The sequence below is a fragment of the Streptomyces lanatus genome, assembly GCF_014655715.1.
Lineage (GTDB): Bacteria > Actinomycetota > Actinomycetes > Streptomycetales > Streptomycetaceae > Streptomyces > Streptomyces lanatus.
In genome coordinates, this window is the sequence record NZ_BNBM01000001.1 from 1,157,817 (window position 1) to 1,177,915 (window position 20,099).

Annotated in this window: 15 protein-coding genes; 5 read left to right on the forward strand and 10 right to left on the reverse strand. The window is 70.1% G+C overall.

What is annotated here, in order from left to right:
• Nucleotides 1–202: 202 nt before the first annotated feature.
• Both IE325_RS05075 and IE325_RS05080 read right to left on the reverse strand, forming a co-directional pair.
• On the reverse strand, nucleotides 203–745 hold the full coding sequence (locus IE325_RS05075; protein ID WP_190068421.1) for a GNAT family N-acetyltransferase: 543 nt from the start codon (nucleotides 743–745) through the stop codon (nucleotides 203–205).
• 68 nt (nucleotides 746–813) lie between these two features.
• The gene (locus IE325_RS05080) at nucleotides 814–1,188 is read right to left on the reverse strand and encodes a VOC family protein (protein WP_190068422.1); all 375 of its coding nucleotides are present in this window, start codon (nucleotides 1,186–1,188) and stop codon (nucleotides 814–816) included.
• A gap of 101 nt (nucleotides 1,189–1,289) precedes the next feature.
• Here IE325_RS05080 and IE325_RS05085 point away from each other — a divergent pair, with 101 nt between their 5' ends.
• The 3 genes from IE325_RS05085 (at nucleotide 1,290) to IE325_RS05095 (ending at nucleotide 3,848) form a co-directional block, all read left to right on the forward strand.
• Nucleotides 1,290–1,781: a GNAT family N-acetyltransferase gene (locus tag IE325_RS05085; RefSeq protein ID WP_190068423.1), complete on the forward strand. Its 492-nt coding sequence runs from the start codon at nucleotides 1,290–1,292 to the stop codon at nucleotides 1,779–1,781.
• A gap of 88 nt (nucleotides 1,782–1,869) precedes the next feature.
• Nucleotides 1,870–2,619 (forward strand): GntR family transcriptional regulator, encoded by a 750-nt coding sequence (locus tag IE325_RS05090; protein ID WP_190068424.1) that lies wholly within the window; start codon nucleotides 1,870–1,872, stop codon nucleotides 2,617–2,619.
• Complete coding sequence (locus IE325_RS05095) at nucleotides 2,616–3,848, forward strand: MFS transporter (protein WP_190068425.1); 1,233 nt, start codon at nucleotides 2,616–2,618, stop codon at nucleotides 3,846–3,848. Before IE325_RS05090 ends, IE325_RS05095 begins: the two co-directional genes overlap by 4 nt.
• On the opposite strand, the gene IE325_RS05100 is transcribed toward IE325_RS05095, so the two are convergent.
• A complete protein-coding gene (locus IE325_RS05100; protein ID WP_190068426.1) occupies nucleotides 3,842–5,320 on the reverse strand; it encodes a HAMP domain-containing sensor histidine kinase in 1,479 nt (492 codons plus the stop codon). The two genes, IE325_RS05095 and IE325_RS05100, sit on opposite strands and share 7 nt — an antisense overlap.
• Nucleotides 5,321–5,475: 155 nt before the next feature.
• Entirely contained in the window at nucleotides 5,476–8,193 is a 2,718-nt protein-coding gene (gene acnA / locus IE325_RS05105) for an aconitate hydratase AcnA (RefSeq protein WP_308437620.1), read from the reverse strand.
• Between the two features lie 248 nt (nucleotides 8,194–8,441).
• Here acnA and argG point away from each other — a divergent pair, with 248 nt between their 5' ends.
• Nucleotides 8,442–9,896 carry an argininosuccinate synthase gene (argG, locus tag IE325_RS05110; RefSeq protein ID WP_190068428.1) on the forward strand — a complete coding sequence of 485 codons (1,455 nt, stop codon included), beginning with the start codon at nucleotides 8,442–8,444 and terminating at the stop codon, nucleotides 9,894–9,896.
• A gap of 242 nt (nucleotides 9,897–10,138) precedes the next feature.
• Nucleotides 10,139–11,668 (forward strand): helix-turn-helix domain-containing protein, encoded by a 1,530-nt coding sequence (locus IE325_RS05115; RefSeq protein WP_190068429.1) that lies wholly within the window; start codon nucleotides 10,139–10,141, stop codon nucleotides 11,666–11,668.
• A 16-nt stretch (nucleotides 11,669–11,684) separates the two neighbouring features.
• On the opposite strand, the gene IE325_RS05120 is transcribed toward IE325_RS05115, so the two are convergent.
• The 6 genes from IE325_RS05120 to pabB form a co-directional block, all read right to left on the reverse strand.
• On the reverse strand, nucleotides 11,685–12,443 hold the full coding sequence (locus tag IE325_RS05120) for an aminotransferase class IV (protein ID WP_229911650.1): 759 nt from the start codon (nucleotides 12,441–12,443) through the stop codon (nucleotides 11,685–11,687).
• 13 nt (nucleotides 12,444–12,456) lie between these two features.
• On the reverse strand, nucleotides 12,457–13,662 hold the full coding sequence (locus IE325_RS05125) for a 3-deoxy-7-phosphoheptulonate synthase (RefSeq protein WP_229911651.1): 1,206 nt from the start codon (nucleotides 13,660–13,662) through the stop codon (nucleotides 12,457–12,459).
• A gap of 11 nt (nucleotides 13,663–13,673) precedes the next feature.
• Nucleotides 13,674–14,651, reverse strand: a complete 978-nt coding sequence (locus tag IE325_RS05130) for a 4-hydroxy-3-methylbut-2-enyl diphosphate reductase (protein ID WP_190068432.1) — start codon at nucleotides 14,649–14,651, stop codon at nucleotides 13,674–13,676.
• Between the two features lie 103 nt (nucleotides 14,652–14,754).
• On the reverse strand, nucleotides 14,755–15,894 hold the full coding sequence (gene ispG / locus IE325_RS05135) for a flavodoxin-dependent (E)-4-hydroxy-3-methylbut-2-enyl-diphosphate synthase (RefSeq protein WP_190068433.1): 1,140 nt from the start codon (nucleotides 15,892–15,894) through the stop codon (nucleotides 14,755–14,757).
• On the reverse strand, nucleotides 15,891–17,789 hold the full coding sequence (locus IE325_RS05140) for a 1-deoxy-D-xylulose-5-phosphate synthase (RefSeq protein ID WP_190068434.1): 1,899 nt from the start codon (nucleotides 17,787–17,789) through the stop codon (nucleotides 15,891–15,893). The genes ispG and IE325_RS05140 overlap by 4 nt, the downstream gene beginning before the upstream one ends.
• A 140-nt stretch (nucleotides 17,790–17,929) precedes the next feature.
• Complete coding sequence (gene pabB, locus IE325_RS05145; RefSeq protein ID WP_190068435.1) at nucleotides 17,930–20,020, reverse strand: aminodeoxychorismate synthase component I; 2,091 nt, start codon at nucleotides 20,018–20,020, stop codon at nucleotides 17,930–17,932.
• Between the last annotated feature and the right edge of the window lie 79 nt (nucleotides 20,021–20,099).

The following is a 20,099-nucleotide window of genomic DNA, read 5'->3' on the forward strand; positions in this document are numbered from 1 at the left end:
ACAGGCGAGTCCGTTCCTTGAGGCACGGGTACGGGTCGTACGACTGCATGTGTGGGTGGGTGCGGGGCGGGAGCGGTCCGGGCGGCGGGTTCCGGTCCACCGTCCGTGCGAAACAATGGGAGCGCTCCCACCCCGTCTGTTGCGGAAGGTAGCGCCGAGGGGCGTGGTTGTAAACGCCCGGCGCGTGACTCTGTTGGTGGCCCTAGTCCTTCGAACCCGGCTTCCACTCCTGGACGAGGAGCCCGAGCAGTACCTCGTCCAGGAACTCGCCCATGACCCACGCCGAGGAGCGCAGCACGCCTTCGCGGACGAAGCCGTTGCGTTCGGCGGAGCGCAGCATCGCCGTATTGTCCGCCAGCGTCTCGATCTGCAGTCGCCGCAGGCCACGCACGATGAACCCGTAGTGGCACAGCACCGAGACGACGTCGGTGCCGTATCCCTTGCCGCGCGCGGACGGCAGCAGCCCCAGCCCGATGTGCGCGCCCCGGTTGTGGTTGTCGATGCCCCAGAGGTTCGCGCTGCCGATCAGCGTCCCGCCCCCCAGCTCCACCACGGAGAACGCGACCCGCCCCTGCTCCTTGTCGTCCACGACGAGCCGCGGATCCTTCGAGCCGGGCACGATCGGCCGCCACGGCCCGGCTTCCGCCCGCGAGGAGTTGACCACGTCGTCGTAGAGCTCGGTCAGCAGGACCGGTATGTCGTCCTCGTGCCGAGCCCTCAGCCCTACCTTGTTCCCCTTCAGCATGCGAGCTTCCTATCCGACCGGGCCGACCTGCGGCAAACGAATTGCGGAGCCGGGGCCGGGTGGTGGGCTCAGTGGAGGCAGAGGCAGAACGGGTGGCCGGCCGGGTCCGCGTAGACCCGCCAGTTGGCCTCCGGGCGGAGCTGGTCCGTCGGCTCCAGCAGGGTCGCGCCGAGGGCGAGCGCCCGCTTCTCCTCTCCTTCGAGGTCGTCCACGTCGAAGTCCAGGTGGAGCTGCTGGGGGCGCTCCTGGCCGGGCCATTCGGGCGGCCGGTAGCCGTCCACGCGCTGGCAGGCGATCGGTGTCCCCTCGAATCCCTGCACCTCCACCCAGTCGACGTCCTCGGGGTTCGGCACCACCCGGCCGCCGAGCAGCTCCGCGTAGAACTCGGCGAGCCGTTCCGGGTCGGCACAGTCCAGCGCGACCGCCTGCAGCTTTCGAATCACTTGGGACACTCCTCGCTCTTCGGCTGTCTCCCACCCACTCCCCGAACCGGGCCGGTGGAAACCAGTTGGTGGCCGCGTCGCACCCCGGCTATACGACTGTCATGACCTTCTGGCACCTGGCCCCCGAACCCTTCGACACGGCGGACGCGACCGGCCTGCGCCGCGACTACTACGACGAGGTCGCCAGCCGTTACTGGAAGCGGCCCGCGACCTCCGAGGAGATCGACGAGGGCCTGGCCGGTGACGGCGCCGAGCTACTGACCCCGCCGACGGGCCAGTTCGTCGTGGGCCGATTCGACGGCGAGGCCGCCGCCTGCGGTGGGCTGTTGATGCTGGACGCCGGGCGCGCCGAGCTCACTCGCGTGTATCTGCGTCCCGCCTTCCGCGGCAAGAAGGGCGCCGGGCTGCTGCTGGAGCTGCTGGAGGACGAGGCCCTGCTGCTCGGTGCCTCCCGGATGGTCCTCAACACCCGTCTGGACCTGATCGAGGCCCGCTCGCTCTACGTCCGCCACGGCTATCGCGAGATCCCGGCGTACTGCACGGGTCCGTACATGGAGATCTGGTACGGCAAGGACCTCGGCCGGGTGCGCTGACCGGAGCGTAGTGCTGCTCCAGCAGCTTCCGGGCGGTGCGCTAGCTTCCCCATTCCGCCTGGAATCACTAGCACCCGGAGAGTCGCGCATGCCCCGAGAGGCGCCCTACCTGGACGTGGCCGACGCGCTGCGCGCGCGGATACTCGCCGGTGAGTGGGCGATCGGCGAGCGGGTGCCGTCGCGGGCGCGCCTCGCCGAGGAGTACGGGGTCGGGCGGAACGTCACTCAGCGGGCCATGGACCGGCTGATCGCCGAGGGCCTCCTCGAAGGGCGCGCGGGCTCGGGGACGTATGTCCGGGTGCCGCGTGAGCGGCTGCGGATGGTGCGTTCGCGGCACGGCGCTCCCTCGCTCGCCGCCGAGCGGGAACGGGGCAGGGCCGGGACCTGGGACGCGCACAGTGAGGTCCGGGTTCCCGCTCCCGCGGCGATCGCCGAGCGGCTCGCCGTCCCGCCCGGCGATCTCTGTGTCCGCACTCATTACGAGTTTCTCGCCGACGGCCAGCCGGTCCAGCTCTCCCGCTCCTGGGAGCCGATGGCCATCACGGACGGAACACCGGTCATGCTCCCCGAAAAGGGGCCGCTCGCGGGAAAGGGCGTGGTCGAGCGAATGGGCTCGATCGGTGTGGAGGTCGATACCGTCATCGAATTGCCGCGGCCCGCCCGTGCCACCCGGGAACAGGCCAACCTTCTGGGGATCGGGGTCGGGGATCTGGTCCTCCTGATCGAGCGCACCATCTACGACATCGACCGGCGCCCGGTGGAAACCGCCGACATGGTCATTCCGGACGTACGGCGGGAAGTGGCCTACGAGTTCGCGGTGGAGCGGAAACGCCGGTGACTCGCACGCCGCTTTTACGGGATACGGACTTCCGTCGGCTCTTCGCCGCCACCGCCCTCGGTCAACTCGGCGACCGCATCGTATTTCTCGCCCTGCCTCTCGTCGCCATCACGGCGTTGCGGGCCGACGAGTTCCAGGTCGGACTGCTGACCACGATGACCACCGTCGGCACGCTCCTGGTCGGGCTGCCGGCCGGCGCGTGGGTGGACCGTATGCGGAAGCGGTCGGTGATGATCGGTACCGATCTGGCGAGAGCGCTGGTCCTGCTCACCCTGCCCTTGGCGTGGTGGGCGGATCTGCTGACCATCTGGTGGCTCTACACGGTCGCCTTGGTCCATGGCGTGCTGACCGTCTTCTTCGACGTCGCCTACGTCAGTTATCTGCCGCATCTGGTGGGGCGCGGGAATCTGTTGGAGGGGAATTCCCGGCTCTCGGCGATTCGCTCGGTGACCAGTATCGGCGGGCCCGGTCTCGCGGGGCCGATGGTCGGCTGGATCGGCGCCCCCGCGACGGTGCTGGCGAGTTCGGTCGGGATGGCTCTGTCGGGCGTGTTGGCCTTCGGTATCCGTGAGCGGGAGCAGATACAGCAATCGCCGGGTCGGCGTTCTCAACTGGGCAGGGAAATCAAGGAAGGGCTGCGATTCGTGCTGCGGCATTCCGGGCTGCGCGGGATCATGCTGGGTGACGCGATCTTCAATCTCTCTCTGGTCATGTATCAAGCCATGTTGTTGGTGTTCCTGGAGAGGGAGATCGGGCTCGGGTCCTTCGGTATCGGCCTCGTTCTGTCGGGGATGGGATGTGGCGCCCTGGTTGGTGCGCTGGTGGCGACCAAGGTGGCGGGGTGGATCGGGCAGGGGCCCGTCATTTGGCTCGCGCCGCTCGTGACCTGTCCGCCGACGGCTGTGATGGCGGTGGCCCGCCCGGGGTGGAGCGTGTACATGGCTGCCGTCGGGCTCGCGGGCCTCTCGCTCGGCGGTGTCGTACGTGTCGTCGCCCAGTCGAGCTTTCAGCAGACCCTCGCACCGGACCGGCTCCTTGGGCGGGTGAGTGCTACGGCCCGTTTCGTCTCCTGGGGTGGGATTCCGCTGGGCGGGCTGCTGGGTGGCACGCTCGGTTCGGTGTACGGCGCCGCGGCCACGCTGGTGATCGGTACGGTCGGCATGACGCTGAGTGCCGTCCCCACCTTCCTGTCGCCGCTTCGGGCGATGCGTACGGTGCTCCGTCAGTGACCGCAGACACGCTGCCCCACCGCCGCGTCCGCCGACCTCCCCCCTGGGAGCGGCACAGCCCGCGGCAGCCGTACCGTGAACTCCGTACGGCCCGGTTCGCTCTCGACCTCGATATGACCGCCGTGCGCCGCGACGATCGCCGCCACGATGGCGAGACCCAGACCGGACCCGCCGTCGTGCGGGGCGCTTCGGGTGCGGGAGGTGTCGGCGCGGGTGAAGCGGTCGAAGACCGTGGGGAGCAGGGCGGGCGGGATGCCGGGGCCGTCGTCGCGGACGCGTACGACGCACCGGTCGTGCGCGCACTCCACGGCCGCCACGACCCTCGTGCCGGCCGGCGTGTGCATCCGCGCGTTGGCCAGCAGGTTGGCCACCACCTGGCGCAGCCCGGCCTCGTCGCCGAGCGCCAACGGGGTGTCGTCCAGGCCGAGTTCGAGCTGCCAGTCGTGTCCGCTCCCGGCGGTCCGCGCGTCCCAGACCGCCTCCGCGACCAGCGCCGCCACGTCGACCTCGGTGGAGTGCAGGGGCCTGCCCTCGTCCAGCCGGGCCAGCAGCAACAGGTCCTCCACCAGGCCCGTCATACGCGCCGACTCCGCGGAGACGCGGCGCCAGGCCAGTACCGGCTCGATACGGCCGGGGCCGTGGTTCATCAGCTCGGCGTAGCCCGCGATCGAGGCGAGCGGGGTGCGCAGTTCGTGGCTGGCGTCGGCGAGGAAGCGGCGCATGCGTTCCTCGGAGTGCCGGCGGGCGAGGGTGGCGGACTCGACGTGGTCGATCATGCGGTTGAGGGCGGCGCCGACCTGGCCGGCCTCGCTGGCGGGGTCGGTGTCCCCGATCCGGACGCGGGTGAGGCCCGTGACGTCGGGTGCGCGGGAGACCTCGGCTGCGGTGGCGGCGACCCGGGCGAGGGGGCGCAGCTGGCGCCGTACGACGACCGCGCAGATGCCGCCCGCGACGGCGAGACCGGCCGCGGCGACGGCTGCCTCGACCGCCAGCATGCCGCGGATCATGTGCTGTACGTCGGCCGTCGGGAGCCCGGCCAGGACGCGCACTCCGGCGTTCTCGGCGACGGTGATCCGGTAGGTGCCGAGGCCGGGGACGCTCGCGGTGTGCGTCGCCCCGTCGGTGCCGACGTCCGCGAGGGCGGTCCGCTGTGCATCGGTCAGGGCGCGCGGTGAGGCGTCCTGGCGCACGACCCCGGCGGCGAGGATGCCGCCGCCGTCGTCGAGCCGGGCGGCGAGCATGCCGTCCGGGTGGCCGCCGTCCGTGAGGAAGCTCAGGTCGTTCGTCGGACCGGGGTGGAGCCGTGCGGCGGCGGTCTCGACGCGGTCGTCCAGGTCGCCGAGGAGATAGGCGCGTTGTACGAAGACCGCGGTGAACGCCAGCGCGGTGCATACGGCGACGAGGGTGAGGCCGATGAGGAGGAGCAGGCGCGTATGCAGCCGGCCGTTTCGGAACGCGGCGGTGGCGGTCATGTCTCGATCCTGTCCCCGCCGGCTGAGGGAATCCTGTGTTCCGACTGAGCCCTGGCGATGTCACGGGACGAGAACGCCGAGGTCAGACGCCGGTACGGCGAAGGGCCGCACCCCCGTCGCCGGGGATGCGGCCCTCAACTGCCGTGGCCTGCCGCCTACTTGCGGATCAGGTTGCGCAGCACGTACTGCATGATGCCGCCGTTGCGGTAGTAGTCGGCCTCACCGGGGGTGTCAATGCGGACGACCGCGTCGAACTCGACACCGGTGTCGGTGGTGACCTTCACCGTGCTCGGGGTGGTGCCCTCGTTGAGCTCGGTGATGCCCGCGATGGAGAAGGTCTCCTCGCCGGTCAGGCCGAGCGAGTCGGCCGACTGGCCGGCCGGGAACTGCAGCGGCAGGACGCCCATGCCGATGAGGTTCGAGCGGTGGATGCGCTCGTACGACTCGGTGATGACGGCCTTGACGCCGAGGAGCGCGGTGCCCTTGGCCGCCCAGTCGCGGGACGAGCCGGAGCCGTACTCCTTGCCGCCCAGGATGACCAGCGGGGTACCGGCGGCCTGGTAGTTCTGCGAGGCGTCGTAGATGAACGACACCGGGCCGTCGGCCTGGGTGAAGTCGCGGGTGTAGCCGCCCTCCGTGCCCGGCGCGATCTGGTTGCGCAGGCGGATGTTGGCGAAGGTGCCGCGGATCATGACCTCGTGGTTGCCTCGGCGCGAGCCGTAGGAGTTGAAGTCACGACGCTGCACACCGTGCTCGGTGAGGTACTTGCCGGCCGGGGTGTCGGCCTTGATGGCACCGGCCGGGGAGATGTGGTCGGTGGTGACCGAGTCGCCCAGCTTGGCCAGGACGCGGGCGCCGGCGATGTCCGAGACCGGGGTGGTCTCCATCGTCATGCCCTCGAAGTACGGGGGCTTGCGGACGTACGTCGACTCGGCGTCCCACTCGAAGGTGTTGCCGGTCGGGATCGACAGGGCCTGCCACTGGGCGTCGCCCGCGAAGACGTCGGAGTAGGACTTGGAGAACATGTCCTCGCCGATGGCGTTCGCCACGACGTCGTTGACCTCGGCCTCGGAGGGCCAGATGTCCTTCAGGAAGACCGGGTTGCCGTCCTGGTCGGCGCCCAGGGCGTCACGTGTGATGTCCACCTTCATGGAGCCCGCGAGGGCGTACGCGACGACCAGCGGCGGGGAGGCCAGGTAGTTCATCTTGACGTCGGGGTTGATACGGCCCTCGAAGTTCCGGTTGCCGGAGAGGACCGAGGTCACCGCGAGGTCGTGGTCGTTGACGGCCTTGGAGACCTCCTCCGGCAGCGGGCCGGAGTTGCCGATGCAGGTGGTGCAGCCGTAGCCGACGAGGTTGAAGCCGACCTTGTCGAGGTACGGGGTCAGGCCCGCCTTGTCGAAGTAGTCGGTGACGACCTTCGAGCCCGGGGCGAGGGTGGTCTTGACCCACGGCTTGCGGGTCAGGCCCTTCTCGACCGCCTTCTTGGCCACCAGCGCGGCGGCGACCATGACGTACGGGTTGGAGGTGTTGGTGCAGGAGGTGATGGCCGCGACCGTCACCGCGCCGTGGTCGATCTCGTACGTCGAGCCGTCGGGGGCGGTCACGGTGACCGGGTTGGACGGGGCGCCGTTCGGGGCGACGGCGGGGGCGTCGGAGGCCGGGAAGGACTCCTGGCCCGCCTCGTCCACGGAGTCCACGTAGTTGCGGACATCCTGCTTGAACTGCTCGGCGGCGTTCGCGAGGACGATGCGGTCCTGCGGGCGCTTCGGGCCGGCGATCGACGGGACGACCGTCGAGAGGTCGAGCTCCAGCTTCTCGGAGAAGTCCGGCTCGGCCTGCGGGTCCAGCCAGAGGCCCTGCTCCTTGGCGTACGCCTCGACGAGCGCGAGCTGCTGCTCGGAGCGGCCGGTGAGCTTGAGGTAGTTGATGGTCTCGGCGTCGATCGGGAAGATCGCGGCCGTGGAGCCGAACTCCGGCGACATGTTGCCGATGGTGGCGCGGTTGGCGAGGGAGGTGGCGGCCACGCCCTCGCCGTAGAACTCGACGAACTTGCCGACGACGCCGTGCTTGCGCAGCATCTCGGTGATGGTCAGCACGAGGTCGGTGGCGGTCGTGCCCGGCGTGAGCTCACCGGTGAGCTTGAAGCCGACGACGCGCGGGATGAGCATGGAGACCGGCTGGCCGAGCATCGCGGCCTCGGCCTCGATGCCGCCGACGCCCCAGCCGAGGACGCCGAGGCCGTTGACCATGGTGGTGTGCGAGTCGGTGCCGACGAGGGTGTCGGGGTAGGCCTGGCCGTTGCGGACCATGACCGTACGCGCGAGGTGCTCGATGTTCACCTGGTGGACGATGCCGGTGCCGGGCGGGACGACCTTGAAGTCGTCGAACGCGGTCTGGCCCCAGCGCAGGAACTGGTAGCGCTCGCGGTTGCGGCCGTACTCCAGCTCGACGTTCTGCGCGAACGCGTCGTTGGTGCCGAACTTGTCGGCGATGACGGAGTGGTCGATGACCATCTCGGCCGGCGAGAGCGGGTTGATCTTCGCCGGGTCGCCGCCGAGCGCCGCGACGGCCTCACGCATGGTGGCGAGGTCCACGACACAGGGAACGCCGGTGAAGTCCTGCATGATCACGCGGGCCGGCGTGAACTGGATCTCCTGCGACGGCTGGGCCTGGGAGTCCCAACTGCCGAGGGCGCGGATGTGGTCGGCGGTGATGTTCGCGCCGTCCTCGGTGCGGAGGAGGTTCTCCAGCAGCACCTTCAGGCTGTAAGGGAGGCGCGCGGAGCCCTCGACCTTGTCCAGCCGGAAGATCTCGTACGACTCGTCACCCACGCTCAGCGTGCTGCGGGCGTCGAAGCTGTTCGCCGACACGACAGTCTCCTTCATTGATGTGCGCGTTCCCACCGCATCCTGCCGCCACGACGTCTTGGCCGATCCACTAAGGTCAGGCTAAGTTAGGTAACCCTTACTGTCGGACCCGACGACACTGCGGCTGCGGTACGCCTCGGCAGATATCTCGATGTCGAGATAACTCTAGTACATGGGGCCGGGATGTTCATGTCCCGGGGCTTCGACATGCGCCCATTGCATGACCATGCGTCTTCATGCATACTCTTCCTATGTCCAAGGTCCTCACCTCCCTTCCCACCGGCGAGCGCGTCGGCATCGCCTTCTCGGGCGGTCTCGACACCTCGGTCGCCGTCGCCTGGATGCGCGACAAGGGCGCCGTCCCCTGCACCTACACCGCTGACATCGGCCAGTACGACGAGCCCGACATCGCCTCGGTGCCCGGCCGCGCCAAGACCTACGGCGCCGAGGTGGCGCGTCTGGTCGACTGCCGTGCCGCCCTGGTCGAGGAGGGCCTGGCCGCGCTGACCTGCGGCGCGTTCCACATCCGCTCCGGCGGTCGGGCGTACTTCAACACCACGCCGCTGGGCCGCGCCGTCACCGGCACGCTGCTGGTGCGCGCGATGCTGGAGGACAACGTCCAGATCTGGGGCGACGGGTCGACCTACAAGGGCAACGACATCGAGCGGTTCTACCGCTACGGCCTGCTCGCCAACCCCCACCTGCGGATCTACAAGCCGTGGCTCGACGCGAACTTCGTGACCGAGCTCGGCGGCCGCAAGGAGATGTCGGAGTGGCTGGTCGCCCACGGCCTGCCCTACCGGGACGCCACGGAGAAGGCGTACTCCACGGACGCCAACATCTGGGGCGCCACCCACGAGGCCAAGACCCTGGAGCACCTGGACACCGGCGTCGAGTCCGTCGAGCCGATCATGGGCGTCAAGTTCTGGGACCCGTCCGTCGAGATCCTCACCGAGGACGTGACGATCGGCTTCGAGCAGGGCCGCCCGGTCACCATCAACGGCAAGGAGTTCGGCTCCCCCGTCGACCTGGTGATGGAGGCCAACGCCATCGGCGGCCGGCACGGCCTCGGCATGTCGGACCAGATCGAGAACCGGATCATCGAGGCCAAGAGCCGCGGCATCTACGAGGCGCCCGGCATGGCGCTGCTGCACGCCGCGTACGAGCGTCTCGTCAACGCCATCCACAACGAGGACACCCTCGCCCAGTACCACAACGAGGGCCGGCGCCTCGGCCGGCTGATGTACGAGGGCCGCTGGCTGGACCCGCAGGCGCTGATGATCCGTGAGTCGCTCCAGCGCTGGGTCGGCGCGGCCGTCACCGGCGAGGTGACCCTGCGGCTGCGGCGCGGCGAGGACTACTCGCTCCTCGACACCACGGGCCCGGCGTTCTCGTACCACCCCGACAAGCTCTCCATGGAGCGCACCGAGGACTCCGCGTTCGGCCCGGTCGACCGGATCGGCCAGCTCACCATGCGCAACCTCGACATCGCCGACTCGCGCGCCAAGCTGGAGCAGTACGTCGGCCTCGGTCTGATCGGCACCGGCAGCCCCACCGTCGGCGCCTCGCAGGCCGCCGCGACCGGCCTGATCGGCACCATGCCGGAACTGCCCGAGGGCGGCGCCGAGGCGATCGCCTCCCGCGGCGAGGTCTCCGAGGAGGACGCGCTCCTGGACCGTGCCGCGATGGAGTCCGGCACGGACTGAGGACGGACCGACCGCACCGGAGGGGCCGGCTCGACGCACTGACATCGGGCCGGCCCTTCCGGTTTTCCGACACACCGGGACACGCCGGGACACGCCGGTAGGAATGTCATACGACATTAATGGATTTGCCCAGAAATTACAGCAGAACGCCATAACCGCCCCCTCAGGCGGCATTGACGGCGCGTCACCCGATTGGCCCCCCTGGCCATGTGCCATCTCATATCTGAGATAGCCTCAACCTCATGGCAGACGATTACCTCGTACGCATCGGCAAGCTCATCCGTGACGCCCGGCAACACCGGGGCTGGACACAGACGCAGCTCGCCGAGGCGCTCGGCACCTCCCAGAGCGCCGTCAATCGCATCGAGCGCGGCAACCAGAACATCAGCCTTGAGATGATCGCCCGGATCGGTGAGGCCCTCGACAGCGAGATCGTGTCGCTGGGTTACGCCGGTCCGATGCATCTGAGGGTCGTCGGCGGACGCCGGCTGTCCGGTTCCATCGACGTCAAGACCAGCAAGAACGCCTGCGTGGCCCTGCTGTGCGCCTCACTGCTCAACAAGGGACGCACGGTGCTGCGCCGCGTCGCGCGCATCGAGGAGGTCTACCGCCTCCTCGAGGTCCTCAACTCCATCGGTGTGCGCACCCGTTGGGTCAACGGCGGTGTCGACCTGGAGATCGTGCCGCCGGTCGAGCTGAACATGGCGGCGATCGACGCCGACGCGGCCGTACGCACCCGCTCGATCATCATGTTCCTCGGCCCGCTGCTGCACCGCATGGACCGCTTCAAGCTGCCCTACGCCGGCGGCTGCGACCTCGGCACCCGGACCATCGAGCCGCACATGATCGCCCTGCGCCGCTTCGGCCTGGACGTCGCGGCGACGGAGGGCCAGTACCACGCCGTCGTCGACCGTGCCGTACGTCCCGGCCGGCCGATCGTGCTGACCGAGCGCGGCGACACCGTGACGGAGAACGCGCTGCTGGCCGCCGCTCGGCACGAGGGCGTCACGGTCATCCGCAACGCCTCCTCCAACTACATGGTCCAGGACCTGTGTTTCTTCCTGGAGGCGCTCGGCGTCCGGGTCGAGGGCATCGGCACCACGACCCTCACCGTCCACGGTGTCCCGACCATCGACGTGGACGTGGACTACTCCCCCTCCGAGGACCCGGTCGAGGCGATGAGCCTGCTGGCCGCCGCCGTGGTGACGGAGTCGGAACTGACGGTGCGTCGCGTGCCCATCGAGTTCCTGGAGATCGAGCTGGCGGTCCTGGAGGAGATGGGCCTCGACCACGACCGTACGCCCGAGTACTTCGCGGACAACGGCCGTACCCGACTGGTCGACCTCACCGTGCGGCCCTCCAAGCTGGAGGCGCCGATCGACAAGATCCACCCGATGCCGTTCCCGGGCCTGAACATCGACAATGTCCCGTTCTTCGCGGCGATCGCGGCCGTCGCCTCCGGCAAGACCCTGATCCACGACTGGGTCTACGACAACCGCGCGATCTACCTCACCGACCTCAACCGCCTCGGCGGCCGACTGCAACTGCTGGACCCGCACCGCGTCCTGGTCGAGGGCCCGACCCGCTGGCGCGCCGCCGAGATGATGTGCCCGCCCGCACTGCGGCCCGCCGTGGTGGTGCTGCTGGCGATGATGGCGGCGGAGGGCACGTCCGTGCTGCGCAACGTGTATGTCATCAACCGGGGTTACGAGGACCTCGCCGAGCGGCTGAACTCGATCGGGGCGCAGATCGAGATCTTCCGGGACATCTAGCGGCGGTCCGGCGCTCCTACAACTCCTCGCCCGGGACGGCCAGGTACGTCTCGCGCAGCCGCTCCAGCGCCGGGTGTTCGATGGCCATCGGTGTGTCGTCGATGGCCGAGATCGCCCGGACGCCGATCGAGGTGTTGGTCGCGAAGACGGCCCGCATGGACTTGGCGTCCGTGAGGGTGACGGGGGCGACCTCGTGCTCGGTGCGCTGCTGGAGCAGTGCCGTGGTCACGCCGGGCAGTACGGGGCCCTCGGGCCAGATGACGGTGCCGTGGTCGTCGATGAAGCCCACGTTCCAGGTGCCGCCCTCCGAGACGTGGTCGTCGGGGCCGAGGAAGAGGGCGTCGTCGAAGCCCTGGAGACGTGCCGTGCGGCGGGTGTGCAGGGCGCCGAAGAGCCCGCAGTGCTTCACCTGCGGGAGGTCGCGCTCGTACCGCACGCTCATCACCGTCAGGGGCGGCGGGGGCAGGGCGCCGGCGGGTCGTACGGTCACCAGGATCTGGGGGCGGGTGGCGTCCTCGGGGTGGGCCAGTTCGATACCGGGGTCGAAGTGGGTGACGCGGACGGTGCAGGGGGCCTCCCGGTCCTCCAGGGCTTGGCGCACCAGGACACGGACACGGTCGGTGTCCACGCCCGTTCCGAACACGGTCCGGCTGTCCCTCACCAGCCGCTCCATGTGCAGGGACAGGCCCCGGACACGGCCGTCCGCGTCGACGCGCATCGTCGTGAAGTGGCCGTACGCCGTCAGGGCCAGGGGGAGCACGTTCAGGGTCGCCATGGCGGACAGCATGTCAGCGCGATGTTCCGGAGGACTGGCCAAGGTGCTCGAACTCCCGTTCCTCGTGTGACCAGGCGGAGACCAGCGACAGCGCCTGGTCCGGATTGAGCCGGGGGTCGCACAGGCTGGTGCGGCGGACGGGCTGCCCCTCGTACACGGAGACGTCCTCGGCGCATTCGAGGACGTCGTCGGGGGTGGTCTCCAGGTGCAGTCCGCCCGCCGTGCCGCCGGTGCCGGTCACGGCGCGGAGGAATCCGCGGATCTCCCGGGCCATGGTCTCCAGCAGGCGGGTCTTGTGTCCGTCCGGGCCGATCACGGTGTTGCCGTGCATGGGGTCGCTGAGCCAGATCACCGGATGGCCGGCCACCCGTACCGCCTCCACCAGCGCGGGCAGCCGGTCGGTGACCGTGTCGGCGCCCATCCGGGCGATGAGGGTGAGCCGGCCCGGTTCGCGCAGCGGATCGAGCCGTTCGCACAGGACGGTGATCTCCTCCCGGGTCATGGCCGGACCGACCTTCACGGCGACCGGGTTGACGATGCCGGCGGCCAGGTCGAGATGGGCGCCGTCGAGTTGGCGGGTCCGTTCGCCGATCCAGGGCCAGTGCGTGGAGCCGAGCCAGCGGCGGCCGTCGTCCAGCGCGCGGAGCATAGGCAGTTCGTAGTCGAGGACGAGGGCCTCGTGGCTCGTCCACAAGCGGGTCTCGACCAGGGGTCGGGGCGCGTGGGCCGCGGGTCCGCGCCAGCCCAGGTGCTCCATGACGTCGCAGGCCGTGAGATACGAGGTCAGCAGGCGCAGCGGATCGTGCCGACGGCTCTCCGGGTCGTGCTCGGGGCCGTTGACCATGTGGCCCCGGTAGACGGGCAGTTCCAGGTCGCCGATCCGTTCGAAGGGCCTGGACCGCGGCTTGGCGAACTGGCCCGCGATGCGCCCGACCCGTACGACCGGCTTGCGGGTGGCCGTCGTCAGCGTCGCCGCGAGCAGGTCGAGCACCGCGGACTTGCGCGCCACATGCTCGGCGTCGCACTCCCCCGGGTTCTCGGCACAGTCCCCGGCCTGTATCACCAGGGCCTCGCCGCGGGCCACCCGGGCGAGCAGCGTCCGCAGCACCCGCACGTCCTCCGCGCCGACCAGCGGCGGGCGGGCGGCCAGTACCTCGCGGATGCGCCGTACCTGTGACGGGTCGTCCCAGTCGGGTTGTTGGAGGGCGGGCTTACGCATGTCGGTCACGGTCATCGCAGCTGGCGACGGAGTTCGTGCGGGAGGGCGAAGACGATGGACTCGTCGGCGGTCGTCACGGTCTCGACCTCGTCGTAGCCGCGCTCGGCGAGCCAGCGCAGTACGCCGTCGACCAGGACGTCGGGGGCGGAGGCGCCGGAGGTCAGGCCCACCGTGGAGACGCCGTCCAGCCAGGCTTCGTCGATCTCGTGGGCGAAGTCGACCAGATGGGCGGCGGGCGCGCCGGCGTCGAGGGCGACCTCGACCATGCGCACCGAGTTGGAGGAGTTCCTGGAGCCGACGACGATGACCAGGTCGGCGTCCTCGGCGAGCTTCTTCACCGCGGTCTGGCGGTTCTGCGTGGCGTAGCAGATGTCGTCGCTGGGCGGGGAGGCCAGGTTCGGGAAGCGTTCCTTGAGGGCGTCGACGGTCTCCATGGTCTCGTCGACGGACAGGGTGGTCTGGGAGAGCCATACGACCTTGGACTCGTCGCGCACCGAGAGGCCGGCGACGTCGTCGGGGCCGTCGACCACGGTGATGTGGTCGGGGGCCTCGCCGCTGGTGCCGATGACCTCCTCGTGCCCTTCGTGGCCGATCAGGAGGATGTCGTAGTCCTCCCGTGCGTAGCGGACGGCTTCCCGGTGGACCTTGGTGACCAGCGGGCAGGTCGCGTCGATGGTCGCGAGGCCCCGCTCGGCGGCCTCGGCGTGGACGGTCGGGGCGACGCCGTGAGCGGACAGCACGACGATGGCGCCCTCGGGCACCTCGTCGGTTCGTTCGACGAAGACGGCGCCCTTGTCCTGGAGGGTCCGCACGACGTGTTTGTTGTGGACGATCTCGTGGCGGACGTAGATGGGCGGCCCGTACTGTTCCAGGGCCTTCTCGACGGTGAGCACGGCGCGGTCCACGCCCGCGCACCAGCCGCGGGGAGAGGCGAGCAGTACGCGGCGGGGGCGTGCGGCCGGTTCGGACGCTGCGGGCGGGTTGGTCATGTGGTCCTCGACGTTGTGGTGAAGGCCAGGGAGCGCGGTACGGCCGTGATGGGGAGGGGCGGGGCGGCGGTGTCTCCGAACAGGGTGGCCGGGGCCGGTGCGCTCACGTCGGGCTCTCCTCCTCCGCGGATTCCAGGGCGAGTTGTTCGCCCAGCCGCATCGCTTCCTCGACGAGGGCGTCGACGATCTTCGACTCGGGGACGGTCCTGACGACCTCGCCCTTGGCGAAGATCTGGCCCTTGCCGTTGCCGGAGGCGACACCGAGGTCGGCCTCGCGTGCTTCGCCGGGACCGTTGACGACACAGCCCATGACCGCGACGCGCAGCGGGTGGGGGAAGCCGTCCAGGGCGGCGGTGACGCGTTCGGTGAGGGAGTAGACGTCGACCTGGGCCCGGCCGCAGGAGGGGCAGGACACGATCTCCAGCCGGCGGGCGCGCAGTCCCAGCGACTGCAGGATCTGCAGGCCGGTCTTGACCTCTTCGACGGGGGGTGCGGTGAGGGAGACGCGGATGGTGTCGCCGATGCCCTCGTTCAGGAGGATCGCGAAGGCGGTCGCGGATTTGACGGTGCCCTGGGGTGGCGGGCCGGCTTCGGTGACGCCCAGGTGCAGGGGGTAGTCGCAGGCGGCGGCGAGGTGGCGGTAGGCGGCGACCATGGTCATGGGGTCGTGGTGCTTGACGGAGATCTTCAGGTCGGTGAAGCCGTGCTCCTCGAACAGGGAGCACTCCCACAGCGCGGACTCCGTCAGCGCCTCGGGGGTGGCCTTGCCGTACTTGGCCAGCAGCCGCCGGTCCAGGCTGCCCGCGTTGACACCGATGCGGATGGGTACCCCGGCCGCGGCGGCGGCCGTCGCGATCTCCTTGACCTTGTCGTCGAAGGCCTTGATGTTGCCGGGGTTGACGCGGACCGCGGCGCAGCCGGCGTCCAGGGCGGCGAAGACGTAGCGGGGCTGGAAGTGGATGTCGGCGACGACGGGGATCTTCGACTTCGCGGCGATCGCGGGCAGGGCGTCGGCGTCGTCCTGGGACGGCACCGCGACGCGTACGATCTCGCAGCCGGCCGCGGTCAGTTCGGCGATCTGCTGGAGCGTCGCGTCCACGTCGGCGGTGGGGGTGGTGGTCATGGACTGGACGGAGACCGGTGCGTCGCCGCCCACCGGGACACCGGCGACATGGATCTGCCGGCTGCTGCGCCGCGCCGGCGCGGGCGGAACAGCGGGAAGGGGGAGGTCCACGGCTGTCATTGGGGGCTCCCACCGGTGGAGGCGGTCTGCTTGAGGGGTTTTCCGGCCCGGGCGCGCAGCACCGCGTGGGCGATCTGCGAGGGCGTCAGGCCGGCGTCGGCCAGCAGCTGGTCGCGTGGGCCGTGGGTGAGGAAGGCGCGCGGCAGCCCCAGATTGTGGACGGGGACGGTGATCGCGTGGTCGCGGAGGGTCTGGGCGAGGGTGCTGCCGACACCGCCGGTGCGGGAGTTGTCCTCGACGGTGACTACCAGCCGGTGCCGGGCGGCCATGTCGAGCAGTTCGGGTGCGACGGGTGTCGCCCAGCGCGGGTCGGCGACGGTCACACCGATCCCCTGCTCGGTGAGCCGGGCGGCGGCCTTCAGGCACATGGGGGCCAGCGGGCCGTAGGAGACCAGGAGGACGTCACGGACCCCGGACTCCGACAGGACGTCCACGCTCCCGGCGCTGCGTACGGCCGCCAGGTCCTGCCCGGCCCTGCCCTTGGGGAAGCGGAGGGCGGTGGGCCCCTCGTGCGCGGTGGCTTCCCGCAGCAGCGACCGCAGTTGGCCGCCGTCCCGGGGCACCGCCAGCCGCAGGCCGGGCACGATGCCGAGGAGGGAGGCGTCCCACATGCCGTGGTGCGAGGCGCCGTCGGGTCCTGTGATGCCGGCCCGGTCCAGGACGAAGGTGACCGGCAGCCGGTGCAGGGCGACGTCCATGAGGACCTGGTCGGCGGCGCGGGTGAGGAAGGTGGAGTAGAGGGCGACGACGGGGTGGAAGCCGCCCATGGCCAGTCCGGCCGCGGAGGTGACGGCGTGCTGCTCGGCGATTCCGACGTCGAAGACCCGCTCGGGGTACTTCACCGCCATCGAATACAGGCCGGTGGGGCGGAGCATGGAGGCGGTGATGGCCACCAAGTCCTCGCGTTCACCGGCCAGTTCGAGCAGGGCCTGCCCGAAGAGGCTGGTCCACGACACGGCGGGCGGCCCGGAGGCGGGGGCGGGTGCGGGCATGCCGGTGGCCGCGTCCACGGTGCCCACCGCGTGCAGACAGTCGGCCTCGTCGTCCTCGGCCGGCGCGAATCCCCAGCCTTTGACGGTCACCGCGTGGACGAGTACGGGCCGGCGCAGGCGGCGGGCCTGCTCCAGTACGGCCTCCAGGGCCGCGGTGTCGTGGCCGTCGACGGGGCCCAGGTAGGTGAAGCCGATCCGGGTGAACAGATTCGCGCCCGCCCCGTCCGATACGGCCCCGGAGTGCTTCAGGGCGTCCAGTTGGTTGGTGAGGGCGCCGGTGGTGGGGGCGTAGGAGCGGCCGTTGTCGTTGAGGACCACGACGACCGGGAGCTCCCCGGCGCCGATGTTGTTGAGCGCTTCCCAGGCCATGCCGCCGGTCATGGCTCCGTCGCCGATGACGGCGACCACCGACCGGTCCCGGTGTCCGCGCAGTTCATGGGCCTTGGCCAGGCCGTCGGCGTAGGAGAGGGAGGCGGAGGCGTGGGAGTTCTCGCTCCAGTCGTGCGCGGACTCGGCGCGCGAGGGATAGCCGGAGAGTCCGCCGGCCTGGCGCAGCCGGTCGAAGTCGGCGGCGCGTCCGGTCAGGATCTTGTGGACATAGGCCTGGTGGCCGGTGTCGAAGAGGATCGCGTCGCGTGGTGAGTCGAAGACGCGGTGCAGGGCGATGGTCAGTTCCACCATGCCCAGGTTGGGGCCCAGATGGCCGCCCGACGCACAGACCTTCTCGATGAGGAACGTACGGATGTCCCGGGCCAGGGCGGCGAGTTGCCCGGCCGGCAGGGCACGCACGTCGTGGGGGCCGCCGAGCGTGGTCAGGTCCGGGCTTCGCGGGCGACCGGTCCGTGCGGTGGGCGCGGGCGGTGCCGGGTGGGTGTCGTGGCAGGGCAGTTGTGGTGGGGGCATGAGCATCCTTCCGCCGCAGACGAGCGCAGCAGGTGGTCGCAAGGACTGTGGTGGCTGCGTGGCTGTCGTGGGGGGGGAGCGGGACACCCGCCCGGCCGAGCCGGCGGCCGACGGCCGGGTCGCCCGCCGGGCCGCGGCAGCTACGAGCCCGAGACCCTCGCCTTCGGCAGTGCCCGCAGGGTCGATTCGGCCTTGAGCAGCATTTCCTCGTACTCCGCGTCGGGATCGGAGTCGAGGACGATGGCTCCACCCGCACCGATGGTCAGTTCGCCGTCGTGGCTCACCGCGGTGCGGATGACGATGCTGAGGTCGGTGGTCCCGGTGTATCCGATGAAACCGAGGGCTCCGGAATAGACTCCGCGGGCCTCACCCTCCAAGGTGTCGATGATTTCCATGGTGCGCAGCTTCGGTGCTCCCGTCATGGATCCGCCGGGAAAGCAGGCGCGTACGGCGTCCACGGCGGACTTTCCGTCGCGCAGGGTCCCGGTGACCGTGGAGACCAATTGGTGCACGGTGGCGTACGACTCCGTCGCCATCAGCGAGGGGACGGTGACGCTGCCGACCTCGCAGATCCGTCCGAGGTCGTTGCGGAGCAGGTCCACGATCATGAGGTTCTCGGCGCGCGTCTTGGGATCCATCTGCAATGAGCGCCGCCTCTCGTCATCGGTTCGTGGATCCGGGTGACGGGGCGCTGTTCCTTTGATCGGTTTGGTCTCCACCGTGCGAGCGGCGTCCACCTTGAGGAATCGCTCGGGTGACGAGCTGAGGACCGTGACCTCGCCGAGGCGCAGGAATGCGGCGTAGGGAGCGGGGTTGAGGCGGCGCAGGCGCTGGTAATAGGCGAAGTCATTGGCCGGCGCGGGCAGATGGAGTTTATTGGTGAGGCATATCTCGTAGCTCACGCCCTCCCGCAGTCGGCGATCGCACTCACGGATGTCGGCGAGGTACTGGGTGCGCGATCGGGCCAGTCGCCGCGACGCCTCATGGTTCTCGGCGCGGGGTGGTGGAGACGTGTCGGACTGGGCCGTGGGCAGCTCGGCCAGGACGGGGATGACCGTACTGATCCATTTCTCGGCGGCGACCAGGTCCTGCTGCTCGCACACGGCGACGATGTACGTGCGGTTCTCGGCGTGGTCCACGGCGATGAAACGGTCGGCTTGAAGCCACACGGCGTCCGGGGTCTTCGACCGGTGCGGGTGCTGGGCGCCGAGATCGGCCTTCAATTCATAGCCGAAATAGCCGACGTAGCCGCCGAGGAAATCGAAGGGCAATTCCTCGGCTCCCTCGACCATTCGGCCGGTGCGGCGGTCGAGGGCGTCGAAGATCGTGCCGGTCTCCAGACGGGGAACGCCTCCCGCGGGATCCACGACGACATGCTTGTCCTCCACCCGGTAGGTGAGCATCTCGGCTCCGGGCGCCGCCGCGGAGCCGAAGAAGGAGAAGCGGGCCAGCCCGGGTTCGACATGTGAGCTGTCGAGCCAGAAGGAGCGTGCGTCGGCGCCGTACAGGGCCTGGAACGCGGCCTCGGTGTCGACGGCTCGGTCCAGGGTGCCGATCTGCGCCTGGAGTCGCACGGGGCGCGGGAGCGGGGTCGTCGGTGCGTCGGACACGCGTACGCCATTGGTGCCGATGCCGCCGCCCTGGCGGGTGCCCGGGGCGAGGGCCAGGTCACGGAAGTTCGCCACGAGGAGGGCGCCGTGCTCCGTGCAGATCGACTCCGGGTGGAACTGCACGCCCCACCAGGGCCGATCGCGGTGGGCCAGGCCCATGACCACGCCGTCCTCGGCGCGGGCGGTGATCTCCAGGTGGGCGGGCACGGGTTCCGCGATGCTCAGCGAGTGGTAGCGCACGGCGGTGAACTCCTGCGGGATGCCCGCGAAGAGGCCGTCGCCGCTGTGCCGGATCGTGGACAGGTGGCCGTGCCGGGGCTGCGGTGCCGGGGTGATCCGCGCGTCCGCCAGCAGTCCCATGCCCTGGTGTCCTAGGCACACGCCCAGGACCGGAAGCCGGGTGTCCGCCAGGATGTCGCGGGAGCGGCCGAAGTCACGGGGGACGGCCGGGTGCCCGGGTCCCGGTGAGATGACCGCGGCATCGAAGCCGTCCAGATCGAGGTGGCTCCAGGCCGCAGCATCGTTCCGTACGACGACGGGCGTGCTGCCGTACACCTTCGCCAGGAGCTGGTACAGGTTGTAGGTGTAGGAGTCGTAATTGTCGATGAGCAGCACGCGCATGAGTCAACACCAGGTGGTTGTCGGAGGCGGAGGAATGGAGAGTGCGGGAATCTCCCGGTGCGCAGCGTGAGGGGCGGGC